Below are 16361 nucleotides of genomic sequence, written 5' to 3' on the forward strand. Positions count from 1 at the left end.
GTATATGGATCATTCACCGGCCGTGGTCCCCGCCGTGAGCCGTTCCAGGTCGCCGAGTATCTCGGACGCGGCCACGGCGCCGGCCGCGCCGACGAGGGTGACCCGCTCGAGGAGCTGCTCCTCGGTGTGGTCCAGGTCGCCGATAAAGATCCCCGGCTCGAACTCGATGGACACCCGAGCACCGTCCGCGAGGTCGCGCACCACCTGGTCGACGATGGCGCGATCGTCCTGCACCCGCTCCCAGCCGTGCCGTTCCAGGCCGAGCAGCGCGCCGGACGGGACCTTCAGCCCCTCGAACCGCTTCAGCCTCCCAGTCGTCCGCTCCTCATCGGTGAGCACGTGGACAGGGCGCCCGAGCTGCGGGAACGGCTGGAGGATCTCGTAATCGGCGAACACCACCGACCAGGCCGCGACAGCATCACCGAGAGGCAGCGGGTGCATGATCCCCACGCGCGCCGACTCGGGCAGGTCGAACGGATCGTCCTGGACGTCAGCGAACGTACTGTCCTCGGCCACGCGAAAGGTCGTGACGCGGTCACCGTCCTCGGCGACCCACACCACACGCCGCGCGATGTGCCACACCAACGGATGCTCGACGAAGAAGGCCCGGAAACCCGCGGGAGTCCAGTGCCGTCCCACGACCATCGCCGTCTCCAGCCGCAGCAGCAGGTCGGACGCGAGCGCGCGCACGTCCTTCTTCAGCGCGGCAAACCGCGAGTAGGCGGCGGGCGCGAGGTCGGCGTCGTCCTTCGCCCCCGGCTTCGGCAGGAACTTGCGGCGCGTACCGTCCTCATCGAACACCTGCGGCTTGAGCTGCTCGTCAAACCCGACCACGAACCGCCGCGGACCATAATCGAGGGTCAGCGCACCGCCCGCGTCCAACCCCAGATCGGGAACGAGCCGGTCTCCCAGCTCGTCGGCGGTCAGGCCCAAGCTCTCGGCGATCTGACCGATCCGCTCCTGGGCCGCGGCCCGGATCCCGCCGTACTTCACCCGCTGGGCGATGCCGTGCAGGTGCATGAGGGCGACCTCCGTCCCGATCCCGGCCAGCACCGCCAGGCCCCGGACCGCCCTGGCGTGCCCGCCCTCCCCCGGCCAGGCGCGGATCAGCGAGGACAGCCGCCGGACGACGTCGTCGTCGCCGAGCGGGCCGAGCGCGGTCAGCGCCCAGCCGTCCGCCGGCGGCATCCCGAGCATCTGCCACCGCCGGAACAGCGCCCAGCCGAACTCGGCGAGCGATCCCGGATCGCACGCCGCGGCGACCGTCGTGACCTCCGGGTAGATCTCATCGGGCCTGGACGTCGCCAGCATCGTCAGCAGATGCCGCGTCGCGGAGTCGGGCAGCGCCCGGTCACGTCCGGGCAGCAGCACCTGCGGAAGCGCCGCCGGGTCCGCCCAGCCGGGGACCGGGCGCGGCGTCGGACGCCGCTTGGCCGGCGCCACCGCCGGGTTCTCGGCGACGGGCTCCGGTGCCTCGGCCGAGAGCATGGCGGCGACGGCCTCCGCGGCTTGGTCACCGTGGGCGCGAGCCGCCCGGACGACCTCGTCCCGGCCCCGGTCCGCGGCGATCAGCCGGAGCGCGGCCCCGGCGTTGCGCCGGGGCGCCGCGCGCTTGCCCAGCGCGTCCGGGACCAGGTACGGGACGGCCGTCAGGCCGTGCCGGGCGAACCAGGCGCGCGCCTGGTCCCGCGCCGACGGGAGGCGTACCAGCCAGTCGGCCGCCAGCCGCGCGACATCGGCGCGGAGGTAGGGCAGCAGCAGACCGCCCTTGTCGGTGGGGAACCGCTTCGCGACCCCGTACACCACGTCCAGCACGTCTCGCTCGTACCGCGCCGCGAGCGGTTTGATGTGGCGGACGTCGAGCATGCCGAGTTCCGGATTCCACTCGCCGAGCAGGGGGCGGACGAACTCGTCCGGGCCCGCCGCCAGGAACCGCGCCTGCTCCCACGGCCGGAAGCCCATCGAACCGGCGTCGAACCCCTGCACCGCCTGCTTCCACTTCCGTTCGTCCCAGTCATCGTGGCCGTGTCGGGACGTGTGCCCGGCGTCGCGCCACCTCTCGCGTTCGCCGGGCTCCCAGACGACCTCCGAACCGGCGGGCGGGGTCAGACCGGTGACGACCGGCAGGTCGTCCCTCTGCACGGCCTTGGGCTTCTTGGCCTTCTCCTTGGGACGGAGCCAGGGCGGCTCCACCAGGTCGCGCGGCACCGTTTCCGCGGGAGCGTCCGGCACCCGTATGACGGACGCCGCCAGGGCCGCGGCCTCCGCGGGCAGGTCGCCGCGGGCGGCGAGCTCGGGATGGGCCCGCAGGTGCGCCTTCAGCAGCTCGGTGGCGAGCTCGGCGGCCCGTGACGTGCCCGCACCGGCCGGGGAGAGCAGCCTGACCGCGCGGACAGGGAAGCGTTCCATCGCCGTCAGCAGCGCGGTCTGGGCCTCCTGGAGCTCGATCCGCTCCACCATCGCGGCGAACGCCTCGTCGGTCGGGAGCACGCCGATGGCGGCGAGCAGCTCCGCGTGGCCGATGGACGGCATCCCGTTCGCGTCCATCCCGGCGGCCAGCAGCGGGAGGACCATCGGGCCGAGCGACTCGGTCATCGTGATGACGGAGCCGTCCCGGCAGTCGTCGTAGCCCAGCCGCAACCAGCCGCTGAGCAGTTCGACGTGCGCGCGCGTGCTCACCGAGGGCAGCAGGAACCTCTTCAGGCTCCAGGGCGTCTCGAGGGCGCAGCACTCCTCCACCCAGTCGTCGCGGGTCGGCACCAGGTACGACACGACCAGCCGCTGCATCGGGGACCGGCGGAACGCCGCCAGCCGTTCCACCGCGTCGAGGTACTCCGCGTCGCCCGCGTTCGCCAGCAGCACCCGGACTCTGCGTGCGGCCTCGCCGGACGGGGGCCGCCCGCCCCAGGTCGGCCCCCAGAAGGGGTCGGCGTACATGGAGTGCAGACTCTGGTGCGCCGAGACGTCGGGCAGTTCCGCGAACGCGCACGCGGCGAACGCGAGGCCGTGCCCGGCGATCCACGAGTCGGTGAACAGCTCCTCCAGGTGGTACCGGTCGTCCCGCCCGGTGCAGATGATCTCGGCGACCACCGCCGCGCCCATCGGGTCGGCCTCGCCGCCCAGATGCCGCCGGGCCCCTTCGACCATGCCGCGGTCGGCGGCCGGATCGGCGAGCGCCTCGTCGATGTGGTCGCGGTCGAACTCCATGAGCACCCGGACCCGTTCCGCGGCGTCCCCGGCCATCTCGACCGCCGGGCCGGGCGGGCCGCCACGGCGCGGGTGCACCCCGCCGCGCAGGGACTCGGGGAGCACCAGGACATCCTCGTCCGAGGGGAGCTGATCATCCATGGCCACTCACCGTAAAGGAGCCGTACGACAGTCCGGACCGGCCGTGGGGGATCATGGACGATATGGGACACGAGATCGGCGACGGCACACTGGCGGTCGGAGCGGGCAGGCCGCAGGCGGAGAAGCACGCACCGGGCCTCCCTGGACCGGTGTTCGCCGCGCACTACCACCTGCCGGGCGAGCCGACCGGCCCGTACACCTACGGGCGCGACACCAACCCCACGTGGACGCTGCTGGAGCGGGCGATCGGCGAGCTGGAGGGCGGCGCCGAGGTGACCGCGTTCTCGTCCGGGATGGCGGCCGTGTCCGCGGTGCTGCTGTCGCAGGTGAAGGCCGGAGACACCGTCGTGCTGCCGGACGACTGCTACCAGACGACACGGGCGCTCCGAGGGCGGCTCGAATCGTACGGGGTCCATGTGCGGACGGCCCGCACGGCCGGGGACGCTCAGCTCGGCGCGCTCGACGGCGCCGCCCTCGTCTGGCTGGAGACCCCGTCCAACCCGGGCCTGGACGTCTGCGACATCGCGCGGATCGCCGGGGCCGCGCACGCCGCCGGCGCCCTGGTCGCGGTCGACAACACCCTCGCCACCCCGCTCGGGCAGCGGCCCCTGGACCTCGGCGCCGACTTCTCGGTGGCCAGCGACACCAAGGCCCTCACCGGGCACGGCGACCTGATGCTCGGCCACGTCGCCACCCGCGACCCCGGGCTCGCCGACGCCGTGCGGCTCTGGCGCAAGACCGTCGGCGCGATCCCCGGCCCGATGGAGGCGTGGCTCGCGCACCGCTCGCTCGCCACGCTGCACCTGCGGCTGGACCGGCAGGCCGTCAACGCCCTCGCCCTGGCGGGCGCCCTCCTCGACCGTCCCGAGATCAGTGGGCTCCGCTACCCGGGACTGCCCGGCGACCCCGCGCACGAGCGCGCGGCCCGCCAGATGCGCCAGTTCGGCTGCGTGGTGTCGTTCACCCTGCCGGACGAGGCGCACGCCGAACGGTTCCTCGGCGCCCTGAGCCTCGTCGACCAGGCGACCAGCTTCGGCAGCGTGCACAGCTCGGCGGAGCGCCGCGGACGCTGGGGCGGCGACGCCGTCGCGCCGGGCTTCGTCCGCTTCTCCGTCGGCGTCGAGGACACCGCCGACCTCCTGGCGGACGTCACTGCGGCCCTGTCCGCCGCCGCGGAGGCCCCGTGAAGTGGCTCAGGCCCGGACCACCTCCTCGAGATCGGCGATGATCTCGGACGCGATGACCGGATCCAGCTCGCCGAAGGGCAGTTCGGGGGCGTGGTGGAGGCTCTGCGGGCCGTCCTTCAGCCAGACGGCCTCCAGCTCCTGCTTCTCCGCGTAGTCCGTGGCGACGACCGGGATGCCGGGATCGAGGCCGATCACCGCGGCGCGGCCGTCCGGGAGGGGGCGGAAGATCCGGAATTCGAGGCCGCCGTCCTCGGCGCCGCCGCGTTCCCAGCCGCGCCGGGTGAGGCCGAGGATCTTCCCCACCGAGGCGGTGCGGCCCTCGAAGCGGCGCAGGCGGGTGCCCGCCCGCTCCTCGGCGGTGAGGGTGTGGACCGGGCGGTCGAGCTGGGGGAACGGCTGGAGGATCTCGTAGTCGGCGAACACCTCCGACCAGGCGGCCAGGGCGTCCCCGAGGTGCAGAGGGTGCGCGATGCCGACGCGCGCGGCGGCGGGGAGGACGAGCACGTCGTCGCCCGCGCTCGCGAGGGTGCGGTCCTCGGCGAGGCGGAACGGGACGATCTCGCCGCCGTCGTCGGCGAGCCACACCAGGCGGCGCGCGAGGTGCCGCATCAGGGGGTGGCGGACGAAGAGGGCCCCGAACTCCTCGGGCGTCCAGCGGCGCCGCGCGACCATCGCCGCCTCCATCCGGCGGATCTGGAGGCCGGCGATCGCCCGCGCCTCCTTCTTCAGCTCGGCGAAGCGCGCGTAGGCTGCGCGGGCGGGCCCGGCGTCGTCCCTGGCGCCGGGCTTCGGGAGGGACTTGCGCGGCGTGCCGTCCTCGTCGGCGACGCACGGCTCGAGCCGCTCGTCGAAGCCGATGACGAACCGCCGGGTGCCGTAGTCGAGCGTCGTCGCGCCCGCCTCGTCCAGCCCGAGGTCGGGGACGACGCGGTCGGCGAGCTGTTCGGCGGTGAGGCCGAGCGCGGCGGCGACGTCGGCCATGCGGTCCTGCGCACGGGCCTTGACCCCCTTGTACCGGGACGTCTGCGCGATCCCGTTGAGCTGGTTCAGCGCCACCTCGGTGCCCATGTTCGCCAGAGCGTCCAGCCCCCTGACCGCGCGCTGGTGGCGGCCGTCGCCCGACCAGGCCCTGATCAGCGGGGTCAGGCGGCGCGCCACGGCGTCGTCGCCGGTCCAGCCCAGGGTGGTGAGCGTCCAGCCGGGTCCGAGCTGGAACAGCTCCCAGCCGAGGTCGGCCAGGGACGCCGGGTCGCAGATCTCCCGGGCCGCCCGAACGCCCTCGTGCGGCTCACCGTCCTCAGCCGACAGCGCCAGCGCTGTGACCAGGTGCGCGACGACCGTGTCCGGGAGCCGGTCGGCGCGGTCGCGCAGCAGCACCTGCGGGAGGCGGGCCGGATCGGCCCAGCCGGTGTTGGGGATCTTGCGCGGGACGAGATCCCGCGGATCGCGCGCCAGGATCGCCGCGACGCCGTCGGCGGCCTCGGCACCATGGGCGCGCGCGGCCTCGACGACGGCGTCCCCGCCGTGGGCGGAGGCGAGGGCGTGCAGCGCCCGTTCGGCGTCGCGGCGCCGCTTCACCGCCGTCCCGAGGGCGGCGGGCACCAGGTGGGGCACCACCGTGACACCGTGCCGCGCGAACCAGGCGTCGGTGATCTCCTTCCCTCCGCGCAGCCGGGACGCCCAGTCGGCCATCAGCGCGGCCACCTCGGCATTCAGGAACGGGACGAGCAGCGCGCCGAAACGAATCGGCCCACTGCGCGCGAAACTGATCGCGATGGGCAGCGCGTCGAGTTCGAAGCGGGCCAGGACGGGGGGCATCCATTGCTCGGAGTCGCTGGGGCCGGCCGTGCGGACCCAGCCCTCGAGGAACCAGCCCGCGAGCAGGGGGCGGACGCTCTCCTCGGGGCCGCCCAGCAGCACGGCCGTCTGCTTCTGGCGGGTGAGCCGTCTGGCACGGAAGTCGGCGATCCGCTTCTCCCAGGCGGGACGGTCGGCCGCGGGCACGGGCTCCAGCGAGGCGTATCCGGACCATCCCTCCCACCAGTCGTTGGGATAGGCGACGACGGTCTGAAGCCAGGCGTCACGTTCCGCCGGCCCCCACACGACGGACTGCTCGGCGGGGGCCGTCAGGCCCTTGAGGACCGGCTGCCCGGTCTTCTGCCGCCGGCGCGTCCACGGCGGTTCGGTCAGCACACGCGGCAGCGTCTCGGCGGAAGCCTCCTCGGCCCGCCTCCACGTCGCGACCAGAGGCTCGACGAGCGCGCGGGCACCGGCGGTCAGGCCGGGCAGTTCGGCGGCGGCCATGCCCGGGTCGGCGCGGACCTGGTCGTTCAGCAGCTCCGCGGCGTGCGGTGACGCCTCCGCCGTGCCCGCCGCCTCGGCCAGCGCCCTGAGCGCCCGCGCCGGAGAGCGTTCCATCACCGCGAGCATTCCGAGCCGCGCGTCCCGCCGATCCACGCGGCACGCCAGCACCGCGCACGCCTCGTCGGACGGCAGCGCGGCGAGCACCTCGACGGCCCGCCGGCGCGCTATGAACTGAGCTCCGCCGTCGAGCAGCGCGGCCAGCAGCGGCGCCACGGCCCCGCCGAGCCCGTCGGCCATCGTGGTCATGATGCCGAACAGGCGGGAACCGGTGCACGGAATCGGTAGTCCACCGAGGGCACGGACCTGGTCGGCCGTGCTCAGGGCGCAGAACATCGCCCAGTGAACGGCAGGGCCGACCTCCGCCGGGGGCGGGTCCGCGCAGACCTCGTCCACCCACCCACGCTCGGTCGGGACGAGGTAGCCGGTGACCAGGCGCTGGAACGGCGTCCGGCGGCAGGCCGCGAGGCCCGCGACCGCGTCCCGGTAGTCGTCGGCGCCGGACGCCGCCAGCAGCGCCCGCAGCCGGCGGGGCGCCTCCTCCGGCAACGCCGCGTACTCGCCGGACGGGACGAAGGAGAACTCCCCGTCCCCGAACGACATCTGGGTCAGTTCCGCGAACGTGCAGGCCGCGAAGGCGACCCCGTGAAGGGCCGTCCAGGCGTCGACGAAGACCTCGCCGAAGTCCCTGCGCGCCCGCGGCATGCCGCCCGCGACCGCCGCCACCACCGCGGCGCCGAACGGATCGGGCCGCCGCGACAGCACCCCGTCGGCGTCGAGCCCGTCGACATGCTCGCGGACGCGCGCGGCGGGCCCGGCGTCACCGGGCCAGCGGGCGAGCACCATCTCGACCGTGCCCCGGACCTGTTGGACGAGCGCGCCGGCGGCCGTCACCGCCCCCGCGTCGATCTCGATCCCGGGACCGGCGGCACCGCCCCGGCGCGGATGCAGGTCACGGCGCCAGGCGTCGGGGAGGACCAAGGTGTCCTCGTCCGGCGGCGAGGACGGGGCAGAGGGGGGAATCGCCATGCGACCGCACCCTAGAGGACGCCTACGACATCGCCTCGGTCAAGGGGCGGTCCCGCGCATGTCCTCCTCGATCCGTTCGGCGGTCTTGCGGGCGGCGATGAGGACCGGGTCCCAGACCGGGGAGAACGGTGGCGCGTAGCCGAGGTCGAGGCCGGTCATCTCCTCGACCGTCATCCCGTTCCAGAGCGCGATGGCCAGGCCGTCGACGCGTTTGGCCGCGCCCTCCTCCCCCACGATCTGCGCGCCGAGCAGCCGTCCGGTGCGCCGCTCGGCGACGAGCTTGGTCCGCATCGCGGTGGCGCCCGGGTGGTAGCCGGCCCGGGTGGTCGACTGGACCGTGGCGCTCAGCGCCGCGAACCCGGCCGCGGCGGCCTCCGCCTCGTTCAGCCCGGTGCGCGCCACCTCGACCTTGCAGATCTTGGACACGGCGGTGCCGACCACGCCGGGGAACGTGGCGTACCCGCCGCCGAGGTTGATGCCCGCCACCCGGCCCTGCTTGTTGGCGTGCGTGCCGAGCGCGATCGCGACCGGGCCGCCCGAGACCAGGTGCCGGGTCTCCACGCAGTCGCCGGCCGCCCAGACCCGTTCGGCGCCGGTCCGCATCCGGCGGTCGGTGACGATGCCGCCGGTCGGCCCGACCGGGATCCCGGCGGCGTCCGCCAGCGCGCTGTCCGGTCTGACCCCGAGCCCGAGGATCACCAGGTCGGCGGGCAGGACGCCGCCGGACGCGCGGACCGCCGTCACCCGCCCGCCCTCGGTGTCGAACCCCTCGACCCGCTCGCCCAGCCGGAGCCGGACGCCGACACCGCGCAGCGCGTCCGCGACCAGCGCGCCCATGTCGGGGTCGAGCGTGCGCATCGGCTGCTCGGCCCCGTCCACCAGCGTGACCTCGACGCCGCGCATGACCAGCGCCTCGGCCATCTCCAGGCCGATGTAGCCGCCGCCGACCACGACGGCGCGGCGGGGCGCCCGCGCCTCCAGCTCGCGGCGGATCTCGATGCCGTCGCCGAGGACCTGCACCCCGTGCACCCCGGCGGCGTCCGCACCCGGCAGGTCGGGCCGGGACGGCACCGCGCCGGTCGCGACCATCAGGTGGTCGTAGCCCTCCCAGCGCTCGGCGCCGCCGTCCAGCTCGCGGACCCGCACCCGGCCGCGGTCCGGATCGATCTCGACGGCCTCACGGCCGAGGCGGACGTCGATGCCGCGCTCGCGGAACTCGGCCGGCGTCCGGGCGATCAGCGCGTCCGCGTCCGCCACGACGCCGCCGACGTAGTACGGGATGCCGCACGCCGAGTAGGAGGTGAAGCTCCCGCGCTCCAGCGCGACGATCTCCAGCTCGTCCGGGCCGCGCCGGCGGCGGGCCTGGGACGCGGCGCTCATCCCGGCCGCGTCACCGCCGATCACCAGCAGGCGCTCGCGCGCGGGCTCGGCCATCGCCTGCACTCCCGGAGGCTCGAAAGTAGATCATTTCTGAGCGTACCCGCCGGTACCGGGCGTCCCTACAGCCGGTAGACGCGGCGCGCGTTGCCCGCGGCGGCCAGCTCGGCGACGCGCAGCGCGTCTCGCTCGGTCCAGGCGCCCTCGGTGGCGCCGGAGCGGAGCAGGCGCGCCAGCCCGCGCCGGAACAGCAGGGCCCCCAAGTGGTAGAACTCGGCCAGCCCGTACGCGTCCGAGGAGAACAGCACCTTGCCGAACGGCGCGAGCTCCAGCAGCTCGGCGATCAGCGCGGGCGCGCGGTGGCCGAGGTTGTGCGTGGCGAGTCCGGCGTCCACGAACACGTTCGGGAAGACCTGCGCCAGATAGCCGGCCTGCCGGTGGTACGGGTAGTTGTGCAGGAGCAGCACCGGTGTCCCTGTGGGCGCCAGCTCCCGGAGCAGCCCGGTCAGCAGCAGCGGGTCGCCGCGCCGCAGGTCGGCGTCGGCGTCCCCGTAGCCGACGTGGAACTGCACGGGCAGCCCGAGGTCGGCGGCGCACCAGACGAGGAACCGGTGCAGCGTCTCATCCGCCACCCGAGGCGGCATCTCCTCGCGGAGCAGCCGTCCGGCCGCGGCGGCGACCTCGAGGTCGGACGGGCGTTCCCCGGCGAGTTCCAGCCCGGCCCGGTACGCCGCGACGGACTTGGCGCCGACGGCTCCCGCGCGCACGCGCGCCTCCAGCCGGGTCCGGACGTCGTCGGCGAACCTGGCGGCGTCCGTCCCGTCCGCCGCCGTGTCCTCGGCGACCCGTTCCAGCCGGACGATCTCGTGCGCCCGCGCGCCTGCGAGGCCGCCCAGCTCGGCGGGGGCCGTCAGCGGCTCCGGGGTGTAGCCGGTGTCCACGCACAGCGCGTCGAGCCCGGCCGCCTCCAGGAAGCGGCGGTTGACCTCGTCGGCGCCCAGTTCGGCGCGGCGGGCGAGGTAGTCGTCCGGATCGGCGTGCGTCTCCAGGTCCAGCACGGGCGCGCACCAGCGCCGCAGCGCGAACCCCGCCTGCGAGTCGAACAGGCTCCCGCCGAGCGGCCCCGGCGCGCGGGCCTCGGTGAGCAGCGACTCGAACTCGGCCCGGTCGAGGTCACGGCGCAGCACCCCGTGGCAGTGGTGATCGATCAGGCTCAGTCTTTCCAGCCTCTCCAGCACGTGTCTCCCCCTCGCATCACGTGTCGACCGTGAAATGGTCCCCCGGTCTTCCTACGATGCCCTGGACGGGGCCGTGCGCACCGTCGCCGCCCACCGCCACTTCCGATCGGGGACCGCAACGTGGAAGAAACCGCCTACGGCCGGGACGGCGGGCAGCGCGCCCTCGACCGGGACGAACGCGCCCGGCTCGGCGCCCGCGCCGCCGCACTGGCCGCCGAGCTCGCCGGCCGGGACGTCGCCGCGGTGGCCCTGACCTGGGTCGACATCAGCGGCATCACGCGTACCAAAGCGGTCCCGGTGGCCCGGCTCGAGCACGCCGCCACCTGGGGCGTGGGCATGTCGCCGGTGTTCGACGCGTTCCTGCTGGACGACTCGATCGTTTCCGGCCGGTACGTGGGCGGTCCGGTCGGCGACCTGCGGCTGCACCCCGACCTCGACCGCCTCGTCCCGCTCCCGGCGCTGCCCGGCTGGGCCCTCGCCCCGGCCCTGCGGTACGCGCAGGACGGGACCGTGCACCCGCTCGACACCCGGGCGCTGCTGCGCCGCGAGGTCGCGCGGCTGGCAGCGCTGGGCTGGTCGGCGCTGACCGCGTTCGAGGTGGAGTGGACGGTGTCGGAGGGCGACGGCGGCGGATTCCGTCCCGCGAGCGGCGGCCCCGCATACGGGATGACCCGCATCAGCGAGCTCGCCGGATACCTGCGCGACCTGCTCCAGGCGCTCGCCGCCTCCGGAGTCGCGGTCGAGCAGATCCACCCCGAGTACGCGGCCGGGCAGTACGAGCTGTCCGTGGCGGCCGAGGACCCCGTCGGCGCGGCCGACACCGCCGTCCTGGTCCGCGAGACGATCCGCGCGGTGTCGCTGGAGCACGGGTTCGTCGCCTCGTTCTCCCCCAAGGTGGAGGCCGACTCGGTCGGGAACGGCGGCCACATCCACCTGAGCCTGTGGCAGGGCGACCCCACCGCGGCCGGCACGGCCGCCAACGGCGCGGCGGCGGGCACCGCCGGGACAGGGGCGGGCGCGACCGGGGCGGGGGGTCCGGCCGGCGGCGCGGCGGTGAACGTGATGGCAGGCGGTGACGGGCCGTACGGGATGACCGGGGCGGGCGAGGCGTTCGCCGCCGGAATCCTCGACCGGCTGCCCGCGCTGCTCGCGGTGGGCGCGCCGTCAGTGGCGAGCTACCTGCGCCTCATCCCGTCGCACTGGGCGGGCGCCTATGCCTGCTGGGGGCTGGAGAACCGGGAGGCCGCGCTGCGGTTCGTCGCCGGCGCCGACGGCGAGCGGGCCCGTGCCGCCAATCTGGAGATCAAGTGCTTCGACCCGGCGGCCAACCCCTACCTCGCCCTCGCCGCGCTGCTGGCGGCGGGACGCGCCGGGATCGGCGCCGAGGCGGAGCTGCCCGAGCCGGTCGACCTCGACCCCGGCGCGCTGTCCGCGGACGCCCGCGCGGACCGCGGCATCATCGCGCTGCCGTCGTCGCTGGAGGAGTCGGTGGCGGCGTTCGAGGCCGATCCGGCGCTGCGCGAGGCGCTCGGCGAGGCCGTGATCGACACGGTCGCGGTCGTCCGGCGGGGCGAGATCGAACTCCTGGACGGCGCGACGCCCGAGGAGATCACCGCGGCGACCCGCTGGCGGCACTGACGTGCCGGCGCCGCGGCGCCCCTTCAGCCGCCGGCGCGACACCGCCCCGAACCGTCCCCCGGCCCCGTGGACACCACCGTCCCCGCGTCGAACGGCTGCGTCCGGACCTGGAGCCGTCCGCACGCGCAGCGGCTGTAGGTCACCACACCCTCGGAGGTCAGATGGCGTGACAGCACCCGGTAGACCTCCGCCTGGGGCCATCCACAGCTTGGGCAATCCTCCACCGCGCATCCCGTCACTCGCGGGCCGTTGTAAGGGTTGTTGAAAAGATATCATTTACAGCATGGCATGCGAGTAGGAGCCGGGCAATGCAGACGATCGGGTACAAGAGCAAGGGCACCGCCGCCGCGGTGGCGCTGGTCAACGCCGTCACCGGCGCGGACGGCGACGACGGCCCGGACGCCCTCCGCGCGATCCTGCGCGACAACGAGTTCTTCTGGCGGGAGTTCGAGCCCGACGACGCCGAGGACCTGCGCGCGTGGGGCCGTACGTTGCGGCCCTTCTTCGAGACGTCCGACCTCGCCGAGGCCGCGGCCATGCTCAACGGGCTGATGCTCCGGATACCGATGCACCCGCACATCGCCAACCACGAACCACACGGCCTGCACATGCACTTCGCGCCGCCCTCGGCCCGGCTGCCGCAGCGGTTCCAGGCCAGCACGCTGATGAACCTCTCGGAACTGGTCTGCCGCCACGGCCTCAGCCGCACGGGCGTCTGCGCCGCCGACGGTTGCGACCGGGTCTACGCGGACACCTCACGGGCGGGCCGGCGGCGCTTCTGCTCCGAGGCGTGCGCCAACCGGACCAACGTGGCCGCGTTCCGCGCCCGCCGCCGCACCCTCCCCACGGCCGACGCCTGACGCGGGACGCCTGACGCGGGACGTGGCAGCGGGCCCGTCCCCAGACAGAAGGGACGGGCCCGCGGAGGAACCCCCACAGCCGGTCGCCTCTAGCGGAAGGTCGGCTGCAACACGTCGATGCCACGGGTGTTGTCGGCGACATAGACGTACTTCCCGTGCCAGTACGGCTGCCAGGACGCGGCGTCCGCAGGACGGTAGTAGGCGAGCTGCCGCGGGTTGGTCGGGTCGCGCACGTCGAGGAACCGGGTGCCCTGCGAGTAGAACGACTGCACCAGCACCCCGTCACGGACGTCGAAGTAGTGCGCCGAGCAGTCCGTGCTCGTCGGATCGCTCCCCTCCTGCCCGGCCACGCCCCAGGTCGCGACGGTGTTCAGCCGGAACTTCTTGTCCGGCGTCGACTTCCAGCCCTCGCCCTTGTACGAGCCCTTCAGCGAGGCGATGACCAGGAGGCCGTCGTTGGCGCAGCCGTCGTTGAAGGTCTCCTCGGTGATGAACAGCAGCTTGCCGTCGCCCCACCTGCGCGGGTCGGCGGCCTGGTCCCGGGTGCGGCCGACCGCGCGGTAGCTGTTGTGCATGAACGTGGAGTTGGTGGTGGCCTCGTCGAGACCGCCGCCCGCGTACGGAACGGGGTCGAGGGCGGTCGCCTTGCGCCACTTCTTCTTCAGCGGGTCGAAGTGCCGTCCCGAGGTGTGGTAGCCGCGGACGCCGCCGCGCCCGGACGCCCACGCCACCCCGTCGGAGTCCACCTGGATGTCGTGGGTGTAGTCGGTCTTGCCGTCGTTGCGGCCGGTGTCGATCGGGTCCTTGTGCACCTTCGGCCTGGCCGGGTCGCGTACGTCGGTCACCCAGACCGGACGGCCGCCCCAGTCGGCCGGCATCCAGCTCGCCTTCGCCGGCCCGCCCGTCCACAGGTACGCGCAGTCGTTGACACACGTCGTGGTGTGCCCGGCCGGGACCTTCACGTAGGTGATCTGCCGCAGGCTCTCCGGCTTGGACGCGTCCACGACGTAGACGCCCGACTCGCCGGTGGCGGTGCTGCCGCCGAACGCGCGCGGGTCCCGGGACAGATAGATGATCTTCCGCCGGGGATCGAAGTCGGTGTCCTCGGTCTCCCACATCCCGGGCATGTTGAGCTGCCCGACCAGCGTGGGGACGCGCGGGTCGGCGCTGATGTCGTAGGCCTTGAGCCCGAAATCGCCGGTCGCGTACATGATCGTCCGCTTGTGCCGGCCGGTGCCGTAGTCGATGAACATCAGCGAGATGGCGCCCTTGGCCTCCGGCACCCCGCCGACCCGTCGCACGCCCTTGATCGCCTCGGACGCCTCGGCCTTGCCCGTCTCGGCCGGGCGGTAGTGCCCGGCGTGCCCGGAGGCGCCGGCGCCGCCGCGCTCTCCCCGGGCCTCGCCGGCCTTGGTGGTCTGCGGGTATCCGGGCTCCGGCGGGCAGGCCCAGGCAGTGCCGGCCATCAGCGCCAGGGACGCGGTGACCGCGCCGACGCCCTGGAGCAGCCGTCTGGTGCGGGCTGGTCTGCGGGGCAACATCGCGCCTCCACTTCGAGCGGATCTTCGCAGCGTCAGTGTGAACAGTGCGGCCCCGCTGATCAATGGGCACGGAATCACGAATCGGCCTCAGGAGTGTCAGGAGCGCTCGTCCCTGTCTTCCGTGGCCGTAGGGGCGTGCCGTACGCTCACCGGCGGCCGGGGACGCGCCCGGCACGACCGAGCGGGTCGGCCCCGGGCTTCCGGGGCACGCCGAGCACGCCGACACCCGGGAGGCCCGCTTGAAGAGCGCCCCGCGCACCGCCGCCCTGCTGACCGGCGCGATGCTGGTGCTCGTGGGACCGATCGCCGGCTTCACGCTCTTGCGCGATCCCGCCGACCCCCGCATCTCGGTCGGCGCGGCGCCCGCCGCCACCCTGGTCCCCGGCGACGTCCGCGACCGGACCGGCCGGATGATCGCGGGCGCCGTGTGGACCGGCCTGGTCGCCTACGACGCCGCGACCGGTGTCCCCGCCGACGCCGCGGCCGAGTCGGTCACCAGCCCGGACCGCCGCGTCTGGACGGTCCGGCTGCGGCCCGGCGGCCGGTTCCACGACGGCAGCCCGGTCACCGCGCGCTCCTTCACCGGTGCCTGGACGTCGGTGCTGAACGAGAACTGGCACGGCGCTCCGCTCCTCACCGACGTGGCCGGGATCAAGGGCGCCGCGCGCGCCGTCGGCCGCTCGGCCGGCGTCGCGGGCCTGAAGGTCGAGGACGACCGGACGTTCGAGGTGACGCTCGACCGGCCCCTGAACGGGTTCCGCGCACTGCTCGGCGACCCGGCGTTCCTGCCGATGCCCGAGAGCGTCCTGCGCTCGCGCGACTGGGCCTCGTACGGGCGGCTCCCGATCGGGAACGGCCCGTACCGGGTGCGGTCCCACGACGCGTCCGGGACCGTGCTCCGGCGTCCCGCCGGAGGCCGCGAGATCGTGGTCGAGGCGATTCCGGACGCCGCCCGCCAGTACGCGGCCGTCGAGGCGGGCGACCTCGATCTAGCCACGCAGGTGCCGCCCGGACGGCACGCGTCGATGGACACCGACTTCCGGGGCCGCCATCTCGCGCTGCCGGGCCGCACGACGACCTATCTGGTCTTCCCCGAGCGGGCGGAGCACCTCTCGTCCCCGGCGCTGCGCCAGGCGATGTCCATGGCGATCGACCGGAGCGCCGTCACCGAGGGACCGCTGGGCCACCAGGCGTCCCCCGCGAACGCGCTCGTCCCGCCCGGCGTCCTGCCCGGCCGGCGCGAGGGCCAGTGCCGTCTGTGCGTGCACGACTCCAAGGCCGCGACCGCCGCCCTCGCCGACGCGGGCGGGCCGACCGGCCCGGTCACGATCCGGTACGAAGCCGGCGACGCCGCAGGGGTGACGGCCGTCGCCGGCCAGCTGCGCAAGGAGCTCAAGCTGGACGTCCGGACCCGACCGGCCGAGCCTGCCGAGCTGCGCGGCGCCGACGGCCCGTTCGTCCTGCACACCACCGCCGCCTACCCGGCCCCGGTCGCCGCGCTGGCGCCCCTCCGCGAACTCGCCGACGGCTACGCGTCCGACCTGATCGACGAGGCCGAGCGCGCCGCCACCCCCGAGGAGGCCGTGACCCCGGCCCGGCTCGCGGAGACCGCGCTGCTCCGCGACATGCCGGCGATGCCCCTGTGGTCGTCCCACGAGCACCTGGTTTGGTCGGAACGGCTGCGCGGCGTCAGGGCCGAACCCTTCACCGGCCTGCACCTCGACCGCCTCGCACTCAAGGAGTAGTCGGACGGCGTCACCGCCTCTTCCGGCTAGCCTCACC

General features: G+C 74.4%; 9 protein-coding genes. 4 read left to right on the forward strand and 5 right to left on the reverse strand.

What is annotated here, in order from left to right; genetic code table 11:
• Nucleotides 1-9: 9 nt before the first annotated feature.
• Nucleotides 10-3348 carry a DUF4132 domain-containing protein gene (locus OHA34_RS08675; RefSeq protein WP_329521281.1) on the reverse strand — a complete coding sequence of 1113 codons (3339 nt, stop codon included), beginning with the start codon at nt 3346-3348 and terminating at the stop codon, nt 10-12.
• A 62-nt stretch (nt 3349-3410) separates the two neighbouring features.
• Here OHA34_RS08675 and OHA34_RS08680 point away from each other — a divergent pair, with 62 nt between their 5' ends.
• Entirely contained in the window at nt 3411-4535 is a 1125-nt protein-coding gene (locus tag OHA34_RS08680) for a cystathionine gamma-lyase (RefSeq protein ID WP_329521282.1), read from the forward strand.
• A gap of 6 nt (nt 4536-4541) precedes the next feature.
• On the opposite strand, the gene OHA34_RS08685 is transcribed toward OHA34_RS08680, so the two are convergent.
• The 3 genes from OHA34_RS08685 to OHA34_RS08695 form a co-directional block, all read right to left on the reverse strand.
• A complete protein-coding gene (locus OHA34_RS08685; protein WP_329521283.1) occupies nt 4542-7925 on the reverse strand; it encodes a DUF4132 domain-containing protein in 3384 nt (1127 codons plus the stop codon).
• Nucleotides 7926-7964: 39 nt separating this feature from the next.
• Entirely contained in the window at nt 7965-9359 is a 1395-nt protein-coding gene (locus tag OHA34_RS08690; protein WP_285940528.1) for an FAD-dependent oxidoreductase, read from the reverse strand.
• 65 nt (nt 9360-9424) lie between these two features.
• Nucleotides 9425-10540: an amidohydrolase family protein gene (locus OHA34_RS08695; protein ID WP_285940530.1), complete on the reverse strand. Its 1116-nt coding sequence runs from the start codon at nt 10538-10540 to the stop codon at nt 9425-9427.
• Nucleotides 10541-10660: 120 nt separating this feature from the next.
• Between OHA34_RS08695 and OHA34_RS08700 the strand changes: the two genes are divergently transcribed.
• Nucleotides 10661-12178: a glutamine synthetase family protein gene (locus OHA34_RS08700; RefSeq protein ID WP_329521284.1), complete on the forward strand. Its 1518-nt coding sequence runs from the start codon at nt 10661-10663 to the stop codon at nt 12176-12178.
• Between the two features lie 308 nt (nt 12179-12486).
• Complete coding sequence (locus OHA34_RS08705; protein ID WP_329521285.1) at nt 12487-13038, forward strand: CGNR zinc finger domain-containing protein; 552 nt, start codon at nt 12487-12489, stop codon at nt 13036-13038.
• Nucleotides 13039-13127: 89 nt separating this feature from the next.
• Here the strand turns inward: OHA34_RS08705 and OHA34_RS08710 are convergent, their stop codons facing one another.
• Complete coding sequence (locus OHA34_RS08710; RefSeq protein WP_329521286.1) at nt 13128-14579, reverse strand: LVIVD repeat-containing protein; 1452 nt, start codon at nt 14577-14579, stop codon at nt 13128-13130.
• Between the two features lie 239 nt (nt 14580-14818).
• On the opposite strand from OHA34_RS08710, the gene OHA34_RS08715 reads away from it, so the two are divergent.
• Nucleotides 14819-16324, forward strand: a complete 1506-nt coding sequence (locus tag OHA34_RS08715; RefSeq protein ID WP_329521287.1) for a peptide ABC transporter substrate-binding protein — start codon at nt 14819-14821, stop codon at nt 16322-16324.
• Nucleotides 16325-16361 lie beyond the last annotated feature (37 nt).

Origin of the sequence: Spirillospora sp. NBC_01491, assembly GCF_036227065.1 — a bacterium.
Classification (GTDB): Bacteria; Actinomycetota; Actinomycetes; order Streptosporangiales; family Streptosporangiaceae; genus Spirillospora; species Spirillospora xylanilytica.